We start from the raw sequence: 23,400 nt of genomic DNA, 5'->3' as shown, positions 1-23,400 counted from the left end.
CGAATCGTGTTGCGCGCCAACCCGGTGCGCTTGGCTATCTCATGCAGCGACAGCTTGTCGCGGAAATACATCCGGCGGATTTTGCCCATCATTTCCATACTGATCACCCTGTGTTCTCCTGCTCAAAAATTGAGCAGAAGCAGTTGAACACCTGGGTCAGTTTTCAGTCGGCAGAACAGCCTCTACTGGGTCAGTTTTCGGTCAGCGGCAACACGCTTGCAAGTAAAGCCTCGCAGATCTGCGCTGAAGTGGGATCATCCTCACCGCAGCGAGTCCGATAAAAGTAGCGTGCACGAGTTTGGTATTTTCGCGCGATCATGCTGATAGATTGTTACATCCCCGCATATCGACATCTTCTGGAGGGCCTGCCTAGATGGCAAATGGAATCGTTATCTAAAGCAGTCAGCCCTATAGAAACTTAAAGTCAGCAGAGCAGTAAATCTCTGCTGTTGAGATAACTTGGCCACATACGATGGGAATATTTAGGGTCCGGCCGTGCAGGTGTAATTCATTCGATTCTATTTGCAGGCGCTATTTTGGCTAGTGCCTGATAGAGATCAGTCGGCGATATCGGTTTGTGAAGCAGTTTCAAACCGCTTTGTAGCGCTTCACGTAAGCGTTCTGGAGCTGTATCGCCAGTTATGATCAAGGCTGGAATGATGGTGCCCATTACTTCCCGTATCTGGGCAATGGCATTTGCGCCGGTATGATTTTCACGCAAGCGATAATCGCTGATGAGCACCTCTGCTGGCCACTGCTCGACAAGTTCCAACGCTCCACTAGTGTGCTCTACTGCTTTGCAATCGCATCCCCAGTCTGAAAGTAAATGTACCATGGCCTCGCGTACCATCTCGTCATCATCAATGATAAGAATACGTAAGCCTTGTAACAGCCCAGTTTGAAACTGAGAGTCTTTGGGAGAGGCTAATGTATCGCTAGTTTCACCAGATGTAGCTAACGGCAGGCTAATGCGGAATACGCTTCCGCGTCCGGGGCGGGACGATAACGTCACGCTGTGATCAAGCGATTGAGCCAGGCCTTGAGTAATTGCAAGACCCAGACCGAGACCCTTGAGCCGGTCACGCTCGGGATTACCCAACTGATGGAACTCCTGAAATATTTCACGCTGCTGCGAAGGTTCGATTCCGATACCGGTATCGAATACGTCAATCACGACTTTTTTGCCGCGTTTGCGGCACCCGACCAGCAAGCCACCTGTTTCGGTGTAGCGAATCGCGTTAGTGATCAGGTTGCGTAGCATCAATTCCAGCAGGTTCTCGTCGGAATACACCGCCAGCTGGGTCTCCCGGCAGCGATAAACGATTTTCTTGTTGTCGGCCTGACCGCCGAGCTCGTTTTCGAGCTTGTGGAGTAGTGGTTGCAGGCGGAAAGAACGTGTTTGTGGCTCGATTACCCCGGCTTCGATGCGTGAGAAGTCCAGCAAGGTGTTGAGCATCTGCGCCGAGGCTTGGCTGGCGGCGCGGGCATTGTTAAGGATTTTGTGTTGAAAGTCTGACAGATCGCTCCTGGTCAACACTTCGAGGAACAGTTCCTGGGCATGTACTGGCTGACGCAAGTCATGGCTGGCTGCAGCGAGAAACTTTGATTTCGCCAGGTTGGCTTCTTCTGCCTTGCCGCGTGCCAGTTCGGCGTTCTCGCTTTCCACCTTAAGACGTTCTATCAGATCGAGGTTCTCGAAGCGCAGTATTAATGATTGCCGGGAGGTGCGTTGGGCCAGCATAGCCTGGGCAGACTGACCGGCTACGAACAGCGCGCAGCCGACACTGAGAATGGCGAAGGAGGAATCTTCCAGTGTCAGCAGCCTACTGCTCATGGCGGCCAGTTGGGCGAGCTGCATGCTTAGGAATAAGGGAAATACGGGGGCTAGCAGCGATACGGCGTTGCCGCTGACCCCGGCCAGCGAGGCCATAGCCAGTAGTTGCTCGGCCAGGCTGGTATGACCCATCACAATCCATACCAGCGATCCCCAGGCCACGCCTTCAAGGATCTTGATGACACACATGTAATGGATGTGCCGAGATGTGTTTTCCGCGTTTATCCCGCGGCGTAAAGCAGCGCGTGCATAACCAACACTGATTACGCGGCTCACGATGACCGCTGCAAGCCAGCTTAGTACAGCGTTGTGGTTCTCCTCGCTGTGGAAAACCAGGGTGAGAGTCAGTGCCAGTGCGCTGCCCAGATACAGCGAGCTCTTCATGCTGCGGAACACCAGCCGCACCTGCTCTGTGCGGATGTCCTGTTCCAAATTGCTAGGGAGTGGCGCTGCTCTCAATTGATTAACCCCTGACGACGCGCCACGAATGCAGCTTCCGAGCGGCTAGACACCTGCAGGGTTTGAAGGATGGCCTGGACGTGACCGCGTACAGTATTTTCCGACAGATTCAGGCGCCGACCAATCAGCTTGTTGGGCAAGCCCAAGCACAACAGCTCTAGGACTTCGGATTGCCGTGGGCTAAGCCTTGGCTTCTTGTCTGGGTTGGGTACTGGGGTGCTTGCTGGCAGTTGGCCGGCAAGTACTTGGCCGACCAATTCAAGCATGCGGCTGGGCGTTTCTAATTTGCTGATGAAACCATGCGCCCCGCGTGCTAAAGCTTCGTCCTGAATGTGCTTATCCTGATTCGCGGAAACTATTACGACTTTGGAGTGAGGCCATTTGCGCTTGATCAACGCAATGCCGTCCAAACCATTCAGCCCTTGAAGTTGAAGGTCAAGCAGGACCAAGTCAAAAGCATCATCAGATTGCAGCAGTGCTTGCTCAAGTGAGGCCGCTTCTGTAATTTCGATATCAACCAGCCCTGCAGCCAAGACCATACCGACTCCGTATCGGAACAGTGCATGGTCATCGATCAGCATTAGATGAGTTGTCATGATGCTCATTCAATCGCGTACTTGTGAGCCTTGGCAAGTAATCAGTCCAAATGGACTATTTGCCAAATGACCAGTCGGCGCTAGTCTGATTTTTACAAAAAAAGCCATCAAAGTCTGCGAGGTCGTCATTTATGACGTGCAGCGGTATTGACTTTGTGGATGCCGTTACGAAGTGAAAGGGAAGGTGCTTTGATATGCCGGTAAACAGTCGCTCGAATGCAGTGGTCCAACCCTTGGAAAAGGTTGACTCCTTTGAGGCCTTTCGTCCGAATCGAATCACTGCAGCGTTGCTCATGGCGATCGGTGGGATCCCGGCCTGGGCGGCAGCGGACGCCGGCACTAATAACATCACCTTGCATACGGGAATGCCCACCGCCACCAGCATGGTGACCAACGGCGCGGTGACTGACATCACCACCAGCACGGTGAGTGGCAATACTGGCTTCAACTCCTTCGGCCACTTTAACGTCAACGCCGACAAAACCGTCAATCTGCACGTGCCTGAAGGCAAGGCCAATCTGGTCAACCTGGTGCACGACTCGCGCACGGTGATCAACGGTACCCTGAACGGCCTCAAGGACGGCTCCATCGGTGGCAACATCATTTTCGCCGACCCCCATGGCCTGGTAGTCGGCGCCTCTGGTGTGGTCAACGTCGGTAGCCTGACGGTCACGACCCCCAGCCCTGCACAGATGAGCCAGTTGGCTGCCACCATGACCAACGGCAGCGATGCCGATGGCACGGCGCTTGCGGCCGATTTGATGGCCGGCAAGTACAACGGCGGCTCCGGCGACGTCAGTATTGAGGGGCAGGTTTATAGTGCCGGCTCGGTCAATCTGTTCGCCGCAAGCGCGGTGGTGGCTAGCAATGCGCAAGTGAATGCCGGTGCTCAGGTGTTCCAGGCGACGGTCAACACTGACGGTCTGGTCGATGCGACGGCGGCAGTCCGCCAGGGTAGCATCCTGATCGTCGGCAAGAAAGACGTGACTATTTCCGGCGAACTGCGCGCGCTGATGGCCGATGGCGGCGGTGGCGGCGTGCAGGTCAACGCACCGGAGCTGAACGTAGAAGCCACCGGCAAGATCAATACCCGCGCCCTGGCTGGCTCCCAGGAGGCGTCCGGAAACATCACCCTGCAGGCATACAGCGACCTTGGCTTCAGCGCCGTAAACGCAGATGGCAGCGCGATTGACGACGTCGACCAGCTGGAAGCGGCAATCAAGCGCCAGAGCAAGGCCAACCTGGGCTCCGCCCACAGCACTGCCAGGGTCAATATCAAGGCCGGCGCGGAGCTGGACGCGGGTCACGACCAGGCCGACAAGGCCGGCAATGTGCGCGTCGAGGCCCTCGCGGTGGACCGCCAGCTGGGCGGCTACGCCCAGGCGCATTCGTCCATCGACATCGGCGGCACCCTGATCGGCAAGGACGTCACCGCCCGCTCCGTCACCCAGGTGAGCGTTGATTCCGGCCTGCTTGGCGATTTCTTCGACACCGCCGAGCTGCAGGCGATGATCGACAAGGTCAAGCTGCTCAATGCCGGCTGGACCGATGAGCGCGCCGCCGAGCACGTCTACACCCTGCTGGTGGAGGCCAGCAGCCATGACAAGGGTGCGGTGCCACCGTCGAACTACAGCGAATTCATCACCATGCTGCCATACGCCACCTTCGCGGTGGCCGAGGGGACGTCGCGGGTGACGGTTGCCGGTACCGCCGACATCCAGGCTTCGGGTGACCTGCACCTGGCCGCGGAAACCACCCGTAACGTCGATACCGCCAACTTCTCGCTGCCGGTGATTACGTCAAAACTGCCGTTCAACGCCGGTATTGCCTATGGCCGGCTGGCCGGTGAAACCAAGGTCGAAATCCTCGACAACGCCACCATTGCCGCCGACGACATGTCGCTACTGGCCCACAGCCAGGACAGCCTGGCCGTGGAGGGCAGTGCCTCGACCACGCGTGATGGTCAGGGCAGCAACGCCACGACCTTGTCGGCCGCCTTCAGCATGGCGCACACCGATCTCACCACCACTGCCTCGGTGGCACGTAACGCGCGTCTTGGCGGTGTTGCTGGCGATGTCAGTGTGACCGCCCTGACCGAACAGAGCCTGAGCAACACCGCGTCCTCCAAAAGTGTCGGACAAGGTGCCATGGGGGGGCCGGCCGTCGCCCTGTCGCTGTTCAATAGTGACACCCGTGCCCGTTTCGATGCTGATCTGGACGCCAACTCCCTGAGCGTCAACGCCGCCAACATGGTTTCCCTGCAGTCCACCAACGCCAGCGTGCAGGCCGGCAAGGCCATGCTCGACAGCCTGAAAGCCAAGGTGCTCTCGCAGGAAGACTTCAAGAAATTCACCACTGCCATTGGTAACAAGGTCAAGACCTTCCTGGGCATGGAAATCAAGCCCGATGCGGGGCCGGTTGAAAGCAAACTGCGCTTCGCCTCTGCCGTTGCCGTGGGCATTGCCAATCATCAGGTCGAGGCACGGATTGGCGGCGGTGATCAGGCGCTGCCGCAGAGGCTGGTGCTGGACGGCGACCTGACGGTCACCGCATTGCAGCAGCAGCGCAGCCTGCACAATGGTGCCGAGAGTAAGGTGCTGGCCGACGCCGAAAAGGACGACGGCACCAAGATGGGCATCAGCGTCGCGGCCTCCTACAACCAGCTGACCCAGCACACCCGGGCGCTGATCGCGGACAACACCAGTGTCAACGCCAGCCATATCGGCGTTGCCGCGCGCAATATGCAGGCGCTGGATCTCGCCGGCCTGGATCGCTGGAACTCGCTGGACCAGGTGTTTGAGAATCTCAAGACGCATGTCCCGGGCGCTGCGGCTATCCCGGGAAAGATCGCCAGCGTCTATGCCAATGCCACCAGCAATTCCGAGGAAACCGGTCTGGCCGGCTCGGTGGCGGTGCTCAACACCGATATCGATGCCATCGCCTGGGTCGGTGACAACGTCAGCCTGACCGCCACCGCGACCGGCAACAACTGGCAGGCCAATCCCTATGGCTTCCTGCCGGTCATCAGGGATAAGGACAACAACGAAGACAAGGCACGCAAGGCCTTGCGTGAGTTTGTCTGGGCCTGGGACTCGGCCGTGGATGTCAGTGCCGCCAACCAGATCCAGCAATTGGCGATTGCCGGCAACATTTCGTTAGCCCTGTTCGGCAACAGCTCCGATGGCAAGGCCGTCGGTGGCGGTGTCAACGTTCAGGTCAGCAACAACCAGGCCAGTGCCGGTATCGGCGCCAATGGCACGGTCAAAGGCAAACGGGTCGATGTCACGGCCAGCCAGGAAGAACTGATCATCGGCGTCACGCCGTCGGCCGGCAAGGGCGCCAGCGTTGCCGGCACCGGCGCGGTGGTGGTCAGCGTGGTGAATTCCGACGTCAATGCCTCCATCCACAACAGCACCGTTGTCCAGGCCGAGCAGGTCGGCATCACCGCCGATCACCAGTTGGGTCTCTGGAGCGCGGCGGGCGCTCTCGCGGTGTCCAACGAAACCGGCATCGGCGCCGGTGTCGCGGTCAACGTGCTGCACACCGACGTCTTGGCGCTGGTCGGCGACAACCGCAGCCTGCGCAGCAGTGCGCTGGGTGTGGGAGCCGCCGGCAATGGCAAGGCCACTTGGGTGGTCGATGAGCTGCTGGTGAATGCCGAGAGCACCGGCCAGGTCGGTGCCTTTAGCGTCGCTGGCGCTGTCGCGCGCACCGCCGAAGAGCAGCAGAAGCAGGATGAGGCCGATGCCGACAGCGCCGATAAGGGCGTGATGGGGGCGGTCGAGGAGATTGGCAAGGGCCTGCTGCAGATGGTCTTTGGCGATGCCTCGGCGGGCCTGCAAAACGGCATCGCCGGCGCCAAAGACGGCGCCACCAGCATCAAGGACACCATCGTCAGCGTCCCCGGCAAGATCGGCGAGGTCGTTGATAAGATCAAAGGTCTGTTCGATGACAAGCCTGACCCTGGCACCGGCAAGACCAAGCAATCGCTGGCGCTGGCTGGCTCGGCCAGCGTCAACGTGGTGGGTCAGAAGACCCGCGCTCAGCTGGGTGATATCGTCCTTGATCCGCGCGATCCGCCAAGTAAGGGCAGTAAGGTCACGGTACTGTCACTCAATCAGACCAACCAGCTCAGCGGCTCGGGCAGTGGTGCCTTCACCCTCGCCGGTGGCCAGCGCAGCCAGAGCAGCGCGGCCATTGCCGGTGCGATCGCCTACAACCACCTGTATAACCTGACCCAGGCGCAGCTGAAGAACGCCACCCTCAACGACAACGACCTGCTCAAGGTTCAGGCCGCCAGCGCCGGTGACCAGGTCGCCATGGGCCTGGGCATCGCGGCGGCGACCGCTGGCAATAACAACACCTCGGTGGCCATGTCGGTCTCCGGCGGGGTGATCACCAACACTACCGCGGCGTTGGTGCTAGACAGCATCGTCAAACAGCGTACCGGGCTGAATCAGGGTATTGCCGTCACAGCCTACGACCGTAGTCGTACCCTGCTGGGTGGCGGTTCCTTCTCACTGGCCACCGGTTCCAACGGCAGCGCCAGCAGTGTCGGCGGCTCCCTGGTGCTGGCGGTACAGAAGAACAAGCTGTCTGCCGATTGGCTCGGCAGCACGGCAACCGGTTTCAATCGCCTGGATGTCTCGGCTAACAGTGCCGCGCGCTTGCTGGCAGGTGCCCTTGCCGTCGCGGTGACCACTGGACAGAACAGCAATTCTGCCTCGGGCGCGATTTCCCTGGTGATCGTCGATAACGACGTGCGTGCTAAGGTCGACAAATCCGACACAGGCGATTCCTCCCTGAGAGGTGGTGACGTCAACGTTAACGCCCAGAGCGTTACCGGCCTGTCCGCGCTGGACGGCCTGTTCTCCCAGGCCGGACTGACCGCCCTGAGCCATACCGAACTGGACCTGGATGGCGCGCAGACCACCCAGCAAATCGACGGTGGGATCGATACCCAGGATGATCTGTTTGCCGAAGACGGTTCGACCACCGGCAATACCACCGAACAGAAACTGTTCAGCGGGCAGATTGCCGGTGAAGCCGTGCTGGCGATCGCCGGTAACGTGGCTGCCAGCAGCGGCAAAACCTCGGTCGGCGGCGCGGTCAGCGTGGTCTATACCGGCAGTGATTACAGCGCCAGCCTGGCCAATACTGAGGTGGACCTTACCGGTGATCTGAGTGTCAATGCCGGCAACAGCACCGACGTGCTGGCGGCGGCGATTGGCGCGGCGGGCGCCAAGGAAAATGCCGTTTCCGGCTCTGCCACGGCGGTGGTTGCGCGTGGCAGCATCAATGCCAACGTCGATATGACTGGCAAGACCCTCAAGGCCAACAACCTGACGGTCAAGGCCGCCAAAGGCGGCGGCGCCTACTCGCTGGCCGGTAACATCACCGCCAGCTCCAACAACGCCTCGGTGGGTGGTGCTGTCAGCCTCAACGACATGCAGCAAAGTGCGGCAGCTAGCGTGCAGAACGGTACCTACATACTCACCGGTGACGCCGATATCGGTGCCGCCCTGCAGAGCCGCATCATGACCGCGGCACTGTCCGGCCAAGTGTCCGGCAGCGGTTCGGCGGTGGGTGGTGCGATCACCTTCAACCGCATCGCCGACACCACCACCGCGCGTCTTAACAACGCCATCATGAGCGCCCGCGACCTGTCGATCAGCGCCAGTCAGCCGGGGCTGGGCGCGAGCATCTGGTCGGTGGCCTTCAACCTCTCGGCCGCCGGCGGCAGCGCTGGCGTCGGCGGGGCCGTGGCGGTCAACCTGATTGATGCCGAACGCAGCGCCAGCCTGACCGAGAGTGATGTGAAACTGACCGGCTCGGCCGATCTGACCTCCTCGCTGGACGGCGAGATCTGGGGCCTGGGCATCAACGCCGCCGGTGGTCAAACCGCCGGTGTCGGAGGCTCCGTCGTTGTCAACGTGATCGACGGCGAAGACAAGACCCTGATCGACAACAGCCGACTGGTAACCACCGGTAGCGGCAAGACGTTGGATCTGGACAGCAGCGCCGGCAATGGTCTGACGATCGCCTCGCTCACCGGTTCGGTGAAGGGCGGCGGTACCGCGGCGGTAGGCGGCGCGATTTCGGTCAACCGGATCGGCGCCGATCGCATCGCGCTGATTCGCAACAGCCGCGAGGTCAGCGGTTTCTCCCACGCCAGCCTGGCCAGCGGCGCGAAACAGAACATTTACGCGATTGCCCTGGCTGGCGGCGGTGCCGGCACCGTGGCGGTCAACGGCTCGTTCTCCAGCAACGTGTTGCAGGGCACCGAACGCGCGGCCATCGAAGGCAGCACCCTGAATCTGGGCGCGCTGGATCTGTCGGCAGCGCTCGGCGATCGGACCATTTGGAGTCTGGCCGGGGCCTTTGGCGGCGCCGGGACCACCGCCGTCGGGATTGCCGACACCAACAACATCATCCTTTCCAAGCGCTTGGCCGAGGTCATCGACAGCGATCTGACCGTCGGCGGCGCCCTGACGCTGGCCAGCGGTGGCTCCTCGAAGATCCGCTCCATGGCGGTGGGTGCCGGTGGTGCCGGTACCGCGGCGGTTGGCGGCTCGCTGGCGATCAACGTGGTCGAAGGTGAAGAACGCGCCGAAATCAAGGGTTCCGACGTCGAGGCCGGCTCCCTGCTGGTCGAGGTCAGCCGTGGCGAGACCGATATCAAAACCCTGGCGGGCAACGCCCAGGGCGCCGGCACTGCAGCGGTGGGGGCGGCCATTGCAGTCAGTACCATCAACCAGAAGCGCATCGCGCGCATCATCGACAGCACGATTGAACTGGGCACTGGCAATGGGCGGGTCGAAGCCGCCACCGCTGGCCATATCCTCACCCTGGCCGTGGCCGGTGTGGGCGGCGGCAGCGCCGGCGTAGCCTTCTCCAACACCAGCAACAACATTGCTGCGCAGACCCGTGCCGAGGTCAGCAACAGCGGCGGCAGCGCCGGCAATCTGGAGATTCTGGCCAGTGACACCTCCAGCATCCATGCAGGCTCCGGTGGCGTCGCCGGTGCCGGTTCCGCCGCCGTTGGCGTGGGTACCGCAATCAACCGTGTCGCCAGCGAAATCCACGCCAGTATGACTGGCAACCTTGGCGCCGGCTGGGCGCTGCGCAACCTGCGTGTCGATGCCAACTCCAAGGCCAACATCATCGCCGGCATCCTCGCTGGCGGCGGGGCCGGTAATGCCGCGGTCTCCACCGTGGCGGCCACCAACATCATCCAGACCCTGACCCAGGCACGTATCGGCGGCGGGGCGCAGGTGCTGGCGCAGAACAATATCGCGGTCAGTGCGCGCAACCTCGACAGCATCCTGGGATCGGCGGTGTCTGCCGCCGGCGCCGGCAATGCGGCCATTGCTGCACTGGCCACGGTCAACGTGGTGGAAACCAACACCAAAGCCTATATCGACGGCAACACTACGTCGGTCAGTGCGCTGGCCAAGGATGCCAACGACAGGCTGTTGGTCGATAACGGCGCGCTGAACAACGCCCCGGGCGACGACCACGAATGGATCCAGGCCGAACAGTTCAATCCCTACCCGAACCTGTCGATCCGTCAGCACCAGATTACCGGGCTGGCGGTGCAGGCCAGCTCCATCCAGCAGGTCGGTCAGATCGCCCTGTCGGCCAGTCTGGCGGTGGTGCCGCTGGCCAGCGCCGCCGTCTCCGGGGTGGTCAACACCACCGTGCTGGGCGGCAGCACCCTGGGCTATATCGACGGCGCGCGGATCAACCAGGCCGCGGGCGCGGGTACCGCCCAGAATGTCCGGGTCGGTGCCAACAGCCACAGTTACACGGCTGGCTACCTGGCTGCCGTGGCCGGCGGCCCGAGTGCTGCGGCAGTCGGTGCGGGTGTCGACAACACGATCATCAGCCGCCTGACCCAGGCGCGTCTGACCGGCGTGCAATTGAACAGCCGGGGTTTGACTGAGGTATCGTCCGGTTCGGGCCAGTATGTCTCGACCATCATCGCCAGCATTGCCGGCGCCATCGTGGCCCCGGGCATCTCTTCCAGCCTGGTCATCCTCAAGGGTGAAACCGAGGCATTGGTCAATGGCGCCAGCCAGCTGGATGTCGGTTCGCTCAAGGTCAGCGCCAGCGCCCTGCAGCGCCTGGCACCGAATGCCACCAGCCTGACCGGCGGTGCAGTAGCGGTGTCCGGCGCCCTGGCGACCCTCTACAACCAAAGCGTCACCCGCGCCTGGCTGGGCGCAGACCTGAACGCTGCGACTGCTGCCCGCACTCGCGTGCTCAGCGGCGGCACCGAGGTGACGGCCAACAACAGCACTGGCATCGCCATGAATGTGGCCAGTGCCGGCGGCGGCGGTATGGCAGTCGGGGGTTCGATTGGCATCGCAGTGGTGGAAACCACCACCGAGGCTGGTGCCAGTCAGGTTGACTTTGGCCAGGCCAGCCGGCCGCTCGGCCACCTGTCGATCAGCGCCCAAGACAACCTGAATGTCCGCAACACCGTCGGTGCGGCAGTGGCGGGTAGCACCAGTGTCGGTGGCAGTGCCAACGTCCTGGTGGCCAACAGCGCCACCCGTGCGCTGTTCGATCGCTCGACCCTGGTCGGTAATCAGTTCACCCTCAGCGCCCTGCGTGAAGGCGACATCCGGTTGAACACCGTCACCGGCTCCGTTGGTACCAGCGCCCTGGGCGGCAGTATGGGACTGCTGCTGCTGGGTTCCGGCGCCACCTCCGTGAGCGCCGGTGATGAAAACGTCAACGCCATGGATGAGCTGGACAAGGGTGGTAACGGCAGCCTCAGCCAGGCCAATAGCATCAGCCAGGCCGACAAGACCGGTGATCTGACCTACGACGCCTACGAGTGGAACGACAGCACGCAGAAATACGAGCTGGTGAGTAAAACCGATTCGGCGACCAAGACTCGCGTCAACAGCAACAAGACCGACCTGGGGGATCGTTTTGAAGCAGGTAGCCTACGCAAGCACGAGACCCTGGCTCGGGCCAGTGACAGCAGCATCGTCACCAGTGGCGCCACTCGCATCAGTGCCGAGGATAAACTCTACAGCCGCAATCTGACCGGTGCCGCTGCTGTCGGCGGCGCTGCGGTTGGTGGCGGTTTTGCGCTGACTCTGTCCAATGCGCGGGTGGCTGCCGAGCTGAATGGTGGCAGCAGTCAGTCCGCGTCTCTGGATATCAACGCCCGGGCGAGTACCCTTGCCGGCCATGATGATGCAGTCGAGGTCGAAGCCTACGCTGGAGGTGCCGGTTTTGGCGTCGGTCTTGGCGCAGCATTGGCCATCGGCCAGATGCGCAACGACATCAGCAGTCGCATCAGTGGTGCGCATACCAGCACGGGCGCAATCAACCTGAATGCCAGTGACCTGCTCAACCTGGATATTGATGCCCTAGGTGCCAGTGCCGGTGCTGCTGCGGTTGGCATCGTGGTGGCGAGCGGCGTTCGCGACAGTAACGTCAAGGTGCTGGTTGCCGATAATGCCCAGCTGACCGGTAATGCGGTCAATCTGAGCGCACGTGGCGAGGGTGGTATCAATGTGTATGGTCTGGCTGCCGCGGGTGGTCTGGCTGTTGCCGGGACCGGTGTGGCCTCGATCGCGATCGAGCGCACCAAGGTGGAAGCACGGGTCGGCGACGATGTGATGGTGGATGGCGGCACGGGCGGCGTATCCCTCAGCGCCAGTGTGCTGCCACAACTCAATGCCTATGCACTGGGTGCGAGCGTAGCCGGTGGTGTTGCCGTCGGCGCGTCCTATGCCCGGGCACAAACGGCTAATACTGTTAAGGCGAGCATTGGCAACCGTGCTGATGTGCGCGGCAGCGGTGGATTACGCCTGAAGTCGGCGCTTGAATACAACCGCAGCGGCAGTGAGATTGATCCCGATAAGGCCAACGTCCGGGCCCAGTCCATTGCCGGTAGCGGCGGTCTGTTCCTCAGCGCCAATGCCACCATTGCCGAAGCTTTCAATACCGCCACCGTCAGCGCACTGACCGGTACTCACCTGAAGCTGCCATCAGGGCGTATCGAAATTCTGGCTGATGGTCGCAGTCATCAGTATGCCGATGCGCTCGGCGTAGCGGTGGGTGGTCTGGCAGTAGGTGCCTCGGTGGCCAAGGCCGAATCGGACAGCACTACCCTGGCGAGCCTGGGTAACTTTGCCAGCGACCGCAATGGCGCTGCGGTGATCAGCGATCTGCTGGTCAATGCCAACGCCGAAGATATCAACCAGGCCAAGTCAGTGGCTGGCAGTGGCGGTGTTATCGCCGGTAATGCGTCAATAGCCAGTACCCGTACCAAGGGCTCGGCAACCGCGGAAATCGGAGATTCGGTGCAGATTGCTATGCGTAATCTGTCGTTGACGGCCGAGTACCGGGCGATCTTTGGCACCCATGCGAACTCGGTGAATGCCGCTCTGGCTGGCGCCAGCGGTGCCGGTGGCGAGAACCGCGTGATCGCAAACAGCCTTGCGCGTATTGGCCAGAACAGCCGACTGGCGGCGCAGCAGGATCTGATTATCACGGCCAACAACAATATCTTCAGCCGTCACCTCGGTGCAGCGGCCTCCGGTGCCGGTGGCGGCGTGATCAGTGGGCAGGCGGTTTACAGTGATACGCGGATCGACAGCAAGGCCCATGTCGATGTGGGTAACAGTGTCAGTCTATTCGCCGGGTTGAATGCTGCCGATTACAGCGCTCGCCTGTTACTGCGTGCCTTTACCCGTATGCAGGTGAGCGAGTCTGTGACCCTGAGTACGGGTGGCGCAATTGCCGGTGGCGGCGTGGGCGTGGACAGCCAAGCGAACCTGAACAACACCGTGACCATTGGTGCCAACGGCGCGCTGTTCTCCAGCGGTTCGCTCGGCGCCGGCACCTACAGCCAGGCCGGCATGTCTTTGGAAGCACTGGCCAGCACCTGGGGCGTAGCCGGTTTGGCTGATGCGCGCGTCGATGGTGACCTCAATTCCAACCAGTTACTGTCGGTTGGCAGCAACACCAAGCTGGAGGCGCTGGGCAACATTACCCTGAGCGCTGGCGACGATCCGGAGGGGCTGTGGCAGAACACCCTGCAGCTCAATTCGGTAGCGCACAGCTCGGTACGCGGCCTCATTGCTATTCCCGCCGCGCGGGCTGATGCCGATATCGTCAACCAGGCCAACACCGTGCTGGCGTCCGGCAGTCAGGTGCTGGCCGCGCGCAATGTCCGGGTCGGCAGTTATTACGGCCTGGTCAGTGCGCTGGCCGACGGTGAAGCGCGGGGTTATCAGTTGGGTTTCATCCCGGTGACCAGCCGCAATAGCAATGCGAATATCAGCCGTAACATTGCCGCTACCCTGAACGGCACACTACTGGCTGGTCGTTATAACGAGCTGCTGATCAATATTGCTGCCAACGGCACGCTGACCCAGTCGGCCGGCCTGTCAGTCAGCGCGGTAAAACTCAGCAACTTCAACCCGCGTCAGTTCCTCAATACCTTTGCTGACATGGATGAAGTGACCCGTGCAGTGATCGAGGGCACGATTTCCGGCAGCAACGTCGGCGCCATTGAGCTGGGTGACATGCTCGCGGCCGGCGGTACCGTCACGGTTAATGCTGACAGTCTGTCCGGCAACGGTACCCTCACGGCCAACGGTGGTCCGCGTATCCAGGTGATCAACCAAAGTGCCAACTATCTGCTGGTTGGCAATGCCCTGATCCCCGACCAACCCGGCGGCCGGGTGTATTTCACGGGTGCGGCCTCGCGTTCGCAGTTCAATGGTCAGGTTAATGAAGTGGCCGCTGACCGGCGTGCCGAGATCCGTATCGACAACAGTTTTGGCGGTAATGTCGGCAACGTCAGTTTCGGCCCGGCGATCTTCCTGGTTGGCGATATTCTCAACCAAGGCGGCCTGATCCATATCTCCAATGCCAAGGGCTCGCTTGGTCAGTTTGGTCTGACCTATGGCCAGCAGGTACTGGTGGAAGTCCCGAATGGTTCGATGACGGTTTTCCAACCAAATAGCTACTGGTCAGTCAATAGTAATCCGTTCTCCGAGTGGCGCTCCTTCGCCGGGGTAACCGGCTCGGCCAACGTGGCTCTTGAACTGATTGCCAGTGATGTTTACGGAAACGGCGTTTTTAACAATGGGACATTGTTGACGCTCAGCATGATGTACCGTGCCGGCATCTACAGTGACTCAGATGGCTCCAGTGTGCTGTTGTTCGGTGGTTGTCTGCCGGCGTCGATAGGGTCAGCTCTGAACTGCAGTGAGGCCACAGCGAAATCCTTTACCGGTAGTGCTTTCCAGTTCAACGGAATGGACAATACCGACTCCTGGGTGCCGATTATTAACTACCGCTCCCTGTACAAAAGTGCAGTCAATTACGAACAGGCCAATATTGGCAGCGGTGGCGATGGTCGGCGTGTTGTGGGTGGTCAGGTTGGTATTCAAGCACGTTATATCGATATCAACGGTACCATTAGCAGTGGCATGAAGACTGACCGCTCGGTCCGCATAAGTGCCGACCTAGATGCTTGGATCAGCCAGCATGGCTGCTCCAACGGTTTGTGCGTCGAGGCCGTGGATATTCCCACGCATCTGCTAACGGCCACCAGTGGTCAGCGGATCGGAGCCAAGTACGACTTTGTCAATCAACGCATTCAACTGGATGATGTCAACGCCTCCGGCGGTGGCTTCATTTATATGCGTGGCGGCATCATCAGTACCAATACAGCGGGTCGCATTGAGGTCAACAATGGCTTCGGTAACGTGGTTATTGACAACCGTTCATCGCATCAACTGCAACTCGGAAATATTGATACCGGGGTGGGTTCGGTGGGTATTGTGCAGATCGTGGATACCTTCAAGACCACAACAGGTGGCCGGACTCTGAGTACCTGGTATGTGCATGATCAGAACAGCGGTTTGAGCGTGTATGACAACCGCAATGGTGCCAATTCGGTTCTGGGTGCCTATCGTGTTTCCAGCTCTGCGGCCAGTTCGACCACCTATAATCCGGCTGCCAATCTGCGCTTCGAGTGGTACCAGCAAGCTAACCTGTCGCGGGAAATTATCCGGGATGGTGATAATTTCTCGGCCAGCAACTGGGTCTGGAATGATGTCACGCCAAACGATCCATGGACCGTCTCCTCGGGTGCAGTGGTAACACGTGCGCTTGATAATGTTTATGAACAGCGCATTAGCGGCAGCTTGGGAAATACCTACGGTATCGGGGTCAACTACCACGGTTGTGGAGACAGCATCGGCTCCGGCTGTCACTGGGATTTCGAAGCCAGTGGTCGCTACCCGGCCGGTCACGCACGGGCTGGCGAGTATTATTCGTCATGGGACTACCGTTTCCCTCGCTCGGCCACGCTGCGTATCGACCACTCGGTCAAGGCCGACAACCCGTTCCAGATTGCCTTTGTCGGTAATTCGGCCGGTTTGATCGATGCCAAGACCAATAACAATCTGATCATTGGCGGGCGACTGAATAACCCCGGTGGGGTGACCCAGCTGAATGCTGCGGGCAACATCATCAACGGCAGTGACGGCAGCAGTTTCAGCCGTGAACTGCGCATGACCGCCGGCGGCTATATTGGTCAGGATGGCCGTGCCGTGGTCGCCGGCTTTGCCAATAACGGAACGTTGCAGGCCACCTCTGGCGCCGCCGGCATCAACCTGAATCTGACATCCAATGTGTTGCTGCGCAGCATCAATGCCGGTAACGGTCTGGGTGATGTGGTTCTGCGGGTAAATGGTGACCTGGGTGCGATAGGTGGCTTGTCTGCAGGTGCTGCACATGTGCTCGGGCGCAACCTTGACCTGTACGCGACAGGTGCCATCGGCAGCACTGCTGTGCCGTTACGGGTCATTGCCCGTGAACAGGGGACGGCCTCTGGCGGCAGTACCCATGGCAACCTGAATGCCTTTGCCGTGCGGGATGTGTTCATCAATGAAGTTGAGGGTGACGCCTGGATCGGCCAGATCATTTCGGAAACCGGTGACGTCTGGCTGAAGGTCGATAACGGCTCGCTGTACGATTCCGGTCAGCGTCTGGCCTCCGATACCCTGAACGAAAGCCAGCGCCAGCAGATCTGGGAAAAACTCAAGCTCACCAGCGCGTACGGAGCTGAGGACAATATTCTGCAGGGCACAGTCAAGCCCTTCCAGGATCAGGTGGTTAGTCAGTACCGTGAATACTGGCGCCTGCGTGAACTTGGCAGTCTGCAAGGTGATACTTTCGTGCTGGCCGAGGAAAGTCTGGACTTTTACCGGCCATTGGCTGAGTTGCAGGCGGGTCGCACCGGGCTCAGCGATGCCGAGGTGCAGGGCTTTGCCGACGAGCGCTATCACGGTCATGCATTATTTTTCGCAGGCGTCTTTGGCGAAGGCTGGACACAGCAGACGGACTTCCAGACCCAACGCAGCGATTTCAGCTACACCGCGACTGCCGCGCAGATCGAAACCTTGACCCGCGATGCCATCTGGACTGAAGGCGAGCTGCGCTACGCCATCGATTCCACTGCTCTGGGTTCTGCCGCCAGCACGCCTGTAGGGGCAGCAGACCCTAACGTTTCCGGACGCAATGTAACGCTGATCACCAGCCAGGATATTGGCCGCCTGGCCGACAGCCTGCTGATCGACTTTGCCGCCCTGCGTGCCGGCAACCTCACTGTCCAGCAAGCGGCAGCACTGGCGATAGCCAACGCGCCGGGCGATGTGGAGCTGATCCGTGACGAACAAGGGCAGCTGGTCAGCCTGCTGGTCAACCGTACCCAGCCTTTTTATGTGGCGGCCCGCGAACGCTTTGATGCCACGACGGGTGGGGCGTTGTACCTGCAGTCAGCCGGTGATCTAAATATCGGTACCGTGATCAGTGGCGGCAATGCGCGTTTGGCCGCTGCCAGCAGCATTCTGGCGGCCACTGGTACAGGCATTTTGAGCATTGGCGGTGATCTGGTGCTCCTGGCGGGCACTGGTAATCTGGGTACGACTGACACGGATGCAATGCTTTCTCTGGATGTGGCCGGGCGGTTGTTGTCGGCCTCGGCTGGCCAGCACATTGGTCTGCGCTGGCTGGGTGACGACTTCCGCATTGGTCGTATCTTCGCGGTTGGCGATCTGCGCCTGGATGCCCCCAACGGCAGCTTGTTGGGACAGTTTGAAGGTCTGACGGTGACAGGTCAGAGCATCCGGCTGAATGCCCGTGACAACATTCTCGGTCTGAATGGTGCTGCGCTGGTGATCGATCAAGCGTCGCTGGATGGCGAGCTGGATGCCAGCGCTGGCGGCGACATCCGTTTGAGCGACACGGGTGCATTACGTGCGGGTCTGATCCGTGCCGGCGGCAACCTGTATCTGGACGCCCAATCGACCCTGAGTGGCCGCGACCTGCAGGCCGGCGGTGACTTGCAATTGAATTCACCAGAAGCCACGGATCTGCAGCGTTTGTCAGCTGGCGGTGATCTGTTGGTCAGCGCCCTTGGTGCCCTACGTCTGCGGGACCAGGCCATTGCTGGCGGCAACGCCACCTGGCTCGGTGCCAGCCTGTCCATGGATGCCGACAGCCTGATCCAGACGGGTGGCTTGCTGGCCATCAACACCGATGGAGACATGTCACTGGGACAACTGTTCCGCGCTGGTCAGGCTGAAGGCGATCTGTTCAATCTGCAGGCTGGCGGTCGCATCGACGCGAACGGTGATGGCCAGACTAATCTGCGTGCCGAGCGCGCAGGGTCGGCCGTCATGCTGGCTCAGCAGGGCATCGGCAGGGTCGACCAAGCGTTGCGGGTAGATATGCCCGAGCTGACCCGTACTGAAACCCGTCAAGGTGACATCTATCTGCGCAATCTGAGCGCGCTGAGCGGCACGCTGATGCGCGCTGAAGCAGGCAACATTGTGCTTGGTAGTGCGGGTCAGAGCTTGAACCTGGGGCGTTTGCAGGCCCTTGGCAATATCCAGTATCAGGGCGGTGATCTGCGGGTTGATCAGCTTGACGCAGGTGGCTGGTTGCAGACCCAAGTATCAGGGGATATGTACCTGAGGCAAGCACAGGTCGGCGAATCGGCTGAGCTGGACGTCACCCGCTCGTTCGGTATCGATCAACTAGCAGCCGGAGACAACTGGAAATTGAACGCTGCCAGCGCACAAATTGGCACTGCGGACATTACCGGTGATAGCGATGTAACTGTCAGTGGTCAGTTGGATCTGAATCGTATGGCCGGCCGCAACGCCCTGTTCCAGCTGGGCACCGCGAACATCGCTGAGCTGAGCCTGGGTGGTGACCTGGATCTGTCCGTTGCTGGCGCCCTGAGTCTGCTCAAGGCCACCACCGCTGGTGCTGCCCAACTGCACCACAGCGGCGTAGCGGGTACCAGCCTGCGCTATGGCGAGCTGAATATTGGCGACAGCCTGACCGTCACCGGCAACGGCGACTGGATCGGCGACACTGCTCTTGCGGGCGGGCCGGTGCGCTTCAATGTGGGCAGCGCCGATCTGGGCCGTCTGCAGAGCACCGCTGGTGATCTGCTGCTGAATGTCGCGCGGTCGTTCTTCGTCGATGAACTGGCTGCGGGTGGCAACTGGCACCTGAGCGCTGCCAGCGCCCAGGTTGGCACCGCGGACATTACCGGCGATAGCGATGTGACTGTCAGTGGCCAGTTGGACCTGGGTCGTCTGACCGGTCGCAACGCCCTGTTCCAGTTGGGCGCCGCGAACATCGCTGACCTGAACCTGAGCGGGGATCTGGATCTGTCTGTTACTGGTGCCCTGAGCCTGCTCAAGGCCAACACCGGTGGGGCAGCCCAACTGCACCACAGCGGCGCAGCAGGTACTGCTCTGCGCTACGGTGCGCTGAACATTGGCGACAGCCTGACCGTCATCGGCAACGGCGACTGGATCGGCGACACCGCCCTGGTGGGCGGGCAGGTCAGCTTCGATGTGGGCAGTGCCGATCTGGGCCGTCTGCAGAGCACCGGTGGTGACCTGCTGCTGAATGTCGCGCGGGCGCTTGCAGTAAATGACCTGCACAGCGACAGCAAGCGGGTAGAGGTCAATGCAGGCGGCGCGCAGCTGGGCAATGTCAATGCTGCGACTACGCTGTCGGTCCACACCACTGCTGATGCCCTGCAGATTGGCACGGGTATCAGCGGTGGCGATCTGACCCTGACAACCCTGGCCGGCTCGCTGGCCAACATCCAGTTCGGCCTACTGGCCGATCCGGCCACGCCGAACGTGCTGGTGCCGTCACACCTGAAGTCCGGCGCGAATATTCTGGTACGCGCTGATGGCGATGTACTGGGCGGTAACGCCCAGGCTCAAGGGCTACTGCAAATTTTTGGTCGTAACCTTCGCTTGGGTCGCGCGCAGAGCCTGCAGGGCGATGTCTTCCTGCAGGTCAACGGTGATGCCAGCCAAGGGCATGGCAACATCAGCGCGCTCAAGGTAGAAGCCGAAAACGATGTCGGTATCCTGGCTACTGGCAATCTGGATATCGTTAATGTCGACCTCGTCGGTGCTAACTCGCTGCGTGCTGGACGCGACCTCACCGTGGGCATTGGCGGTAATCTGAATGTCACCGGTGTGGCCGAAGTCGGCCGCGACCTGACCTTTACCGTCGGCGGCGAGATTGACCTGGAAGCCATCAGGGTCGGGCGCAATGTTCTGCTGACCTCCGGCGGTGCAGTGAACCTCACCCAGGGCATTGAGGCGGGCGGTGCAGTGACCATCACTGCAGCCGGTGGTGGTATCACCATGGGCACCGGTATCCATTCCAGCGGCCTGTTCGAGGGTGCGGCAGTGAATGGCGATGTGCTGCTCAACGCGGCGGGCGACATCAGTATCCCGACCATCGTTGCCGGCAACGGCTTGATCAGCGCCTCAGGCCACAACCTGAGCCTGAATCAACTCACCGCCAGTGGCGATGTGGGCTTGTTGGCCAGTGGCGCCATCCGCGTGGGCACCAGCCAGAGCGGTGGAGATCAGAGCTGGCATGCTGACGAGGACATCGGGTTCACCCGTCTGCTGGCGGGCGGCCAGGTGCTGCTCGACAGCATCCTCGATACTCGCGGCAATGAGCTGGTGGCAGATCAGGGCGTGACCATCAATGCCGGCTGGCGCAATGCTGTGGCCGGTCCGGGCAGCATCGACGTCGACCGGATTCAGGCGCCGACCATGAGCCTGTGGGCGGGCAATCTGATCCGGGTAGCGGATGCCGGCATCGGCCAGAGCGCCGATTTACATGGCCAGGATATCGAGCTGTATGGCCAGCACACCGGTGCAGGCCAGTTGAACCTGGATATCACCGGCAGCGGCGATGCCATCGCCAATCGTCTGGTTCTCGGCTTGCAGGCTGGCCAGGTGCAGATCGCCCAGTTACACGTTTCGGACAGCCAGGTGCAGATGAGTGGTGCCCAGTTGGCGATCGACGATGCCCAAGGCGTGGATCGCATGCGTCTGCAAACCTCACAGGCGATAATCCTGATGAACAACGCCAGCCCGGCTTATCTGGGCGGCGCTGACATCCAGCTCTACGAGAAGGATCGTGCCTTCAGCTTCGCGCAGAACCAACTGACCAGTACTACCAACGCCTATGTACTGCACCGTGCCTACACGCACCAAGTACTTGTGCCGAACTTCATGGAAGATCACGAAGGCGCCGGTGGCATTCAGTACCAGGGCATGACCGCGGCACGCTATGGCGAGCAGTTCCTCTCCAACGGGTTCACCTTAGCGCGACTGGCATCGCTACTTGATGCTGCTGCATTGCGCGTCTCCGGCGGTGGCTGGGTCGCCAATTGGCAGCTGCAACCTGCTGAGCTACGCATCAATCTCGACCTGCCAGAACAGCCGTCGACCAGTGAAGAGGTAAGCAAGTGGGAAATTTGATCAAGGGTCACTGGGCCGGGCTGAGCGTTGTCGGACTGTTGGTCGCGGCGCAGGCCCAGGCGGCCCCACTTATTCCCGCGGGTGTGCCGGGGCAGATCAATCCAAGTCTGCAGCGTAATCAGCAGGAGCAGATCCAGCGTCAGCGTGAAATTGAGGAGCGTGCCCGGCGTATTGAGGTGCCGGCGCTGCAGGGTGAGATAGCGCCATCGCAGGAGTTGCCCTCGGGTGATGAAAGCTTTGTGTTACAGGGTATTCACTTCAACCCTTCGGTGTTCATTGATCAGGCACGGTTGCAGGCATTAGCCAGCGACTATGTGGGTCGTAGCATTAGCTTCAAAGACATCAACGAGCTGTTACGCAAGATCAATGCGATCTACGAGTCGGCCGGACAACTGACCGCGCGTGCTGTGGTGCCACCGCAAAGCATCAGCAATGGGGTGCTTAGCATCGTACTGGTCGAGGCGAAGATTGATTCGCTCGGCTGGCAGAAAGCGCCTGAGTACGTAGATGAAGCGTTCTATCGGGAACGCATCGAAGTGACGCCGGGGGAAACACTGGATAGCCCAGCGCTGATGGCTGCTATTTCGCGTTTCAACAGCACTTCACCGGGGCCGCAGGTCAGTGCCAGTCTGGTGCCCGGCCAGGGCTTCGGTACCACCCGGGTCGATCTGCAGGCCTTCGAACCCGATCCTTGGCAGTGGTCAGTGTTTCTCAACAACTACGGCAGCGAAGGCACTGGCCGCGAGCAGTATGGCGGCAGTTTGACCTGGTTTTCCCCGACCGGCGTCGCCGATGCGTTGAATGCCGTGGTGGTCGCCACTTCTGGTTCGGAATATGGCAGCCTGCGCTACAGCCGTCCGATCAACCGTCACAACGGCGTTGTTTATTTCGAGACCGGCACTAACACCATGAGCATCGAGAAGGGCCCCTTCGCTGCGCTGAATATCGAGGGTGATTCGACCTCCTACGGCCTGGGTTACGACCAGCCCTGGTGGGTCGATAAGAACTGGACCTTGCTGGGTGGTATCGCTTACAGCCACCAGACCTCCGAATCGACCATTGATGGCCTGCTGCTAAGCGAGGTGGATATTGATGACGTGATCCTCAAGGGGCAGGTCGAATACCGTGACGGGCCCTGGTATGGCCGCTATGAGCAACGCCTGCGCCAGGCTTCGGCGGACAATGCCGTGAACGGCGAAGGTGATAGCTACCAGTTGCTCAATGGTGTTGGCTACTTGAGCCGCGACATCCAAACCGACTATCAACTGGTTAGCCGATTGTCTTGGCAGTTCGCCACCGACACAGAGAGTCTTCCTTCCGCGCTGCTGTATCAGTTTGGCGGCATCAGCAGTGTGCGGGGTTATGAGTCCGGGGTGATTGCTTCGCCCCAGGGAATAACCCTTAACACTGAAGCCTACTGGCGTTTCAATGACAATTTACAACCATTCGTGTTCTTCGATTACGGTCGGGCGATGGAGCTTGGTACGGCTGATGTTGACCTGATGAGCGTGGGTATTGGGCTGAACTTCAATTGGGGGCGGCATGTCAGCCTGAGCCTGGTCGCGGCCAACACTCTTAAAGATGTAACACCAGATCAGGATAGCGGCCAGGTTCTGGCGCAATTGATCATTCGATAAAAATCAAA

General features: G+C 60.5%; 4 protein-coding genes. 2 read left to right on the top strand and 2 right to left on the bottom strand.

The annotated features are described in order from the left end of the window. Nucleotides 1-508: 508 nt before the first annotated feature. Entirely contained in the window at nucleotides 509-2,218 is a 1,710-nt protein-coding gene (locus N1078_RS06735; protein ID WP_274087436.1) for an ATP-binding response regulator, read from the bottom strand. A gap of 71 nt (nucleotides 2,219-2,289) precedes the next feature. Then, nucleotides 2,290-2,874 (bottom strand): response regulator, encoded by a 585-nt coding sequence (locus tag N1078_RS06730; RefSeq protein ID WP_274087435.1) that lies wholly within the window; start codon nucleotides 2,872-2,874, stop codon nucleotides 2,290-2,292. Between the two features lie 209 nt (nucleotides 2,875-3,083). On the opposite strand from N1078_RS06730, the gene N1078_RS06725 reads away from it, so the two are divergent. Next, nucleotides 3,084-21,755 carry a leukotoxin LktA family filamentous adhesin gene (locus N1078_RS06725; RefSeq protein WP_274087434.1) on the top strand — a complete coding sequence of 6,224 codons (18,672 nt, stop codon included), beginning with the start codon at nucleotides 3,084-3,086 and terminating at the stop codon, nucleotides 21,753-21,755. Beyond that, nucleotides 21,743-23,392: a ShlB/FhaC/HecB family hemolysin secretion/activation protein gene (locus tag N1078_RS06720; RefSeq protein ID WP_274087433.1), complete on the top strand. Its 1,650-nt coding sequence runs from the start codon at nucleotides 21,743-21,745 to the stop codon at nucleotides 23,390-23,392. Before N1078_RS06725 ends, N1078_RS06720 begins: the two co-directional genes overlap by 13 nt. Nucleotides 23,393-23,400 lie beyond the last annotated feature (8 nt).

The sequence above is a fragment of the Pseudomonas sp. MIL19 genome (assembly GCF_028680365.1).
GTDB lineage: Bacteria > Pseudomonadota > Gammaproteobacteria > Pseudomonadales > Pseudomonadaceae > Aquipseudomonas > Aquipseudomonas spirodelae.
The sequence above is the reverse complement of the archived record's forward strand: the minus strand, read 5'-3'. Positions and strand labels throughout refer to the sequence as shown.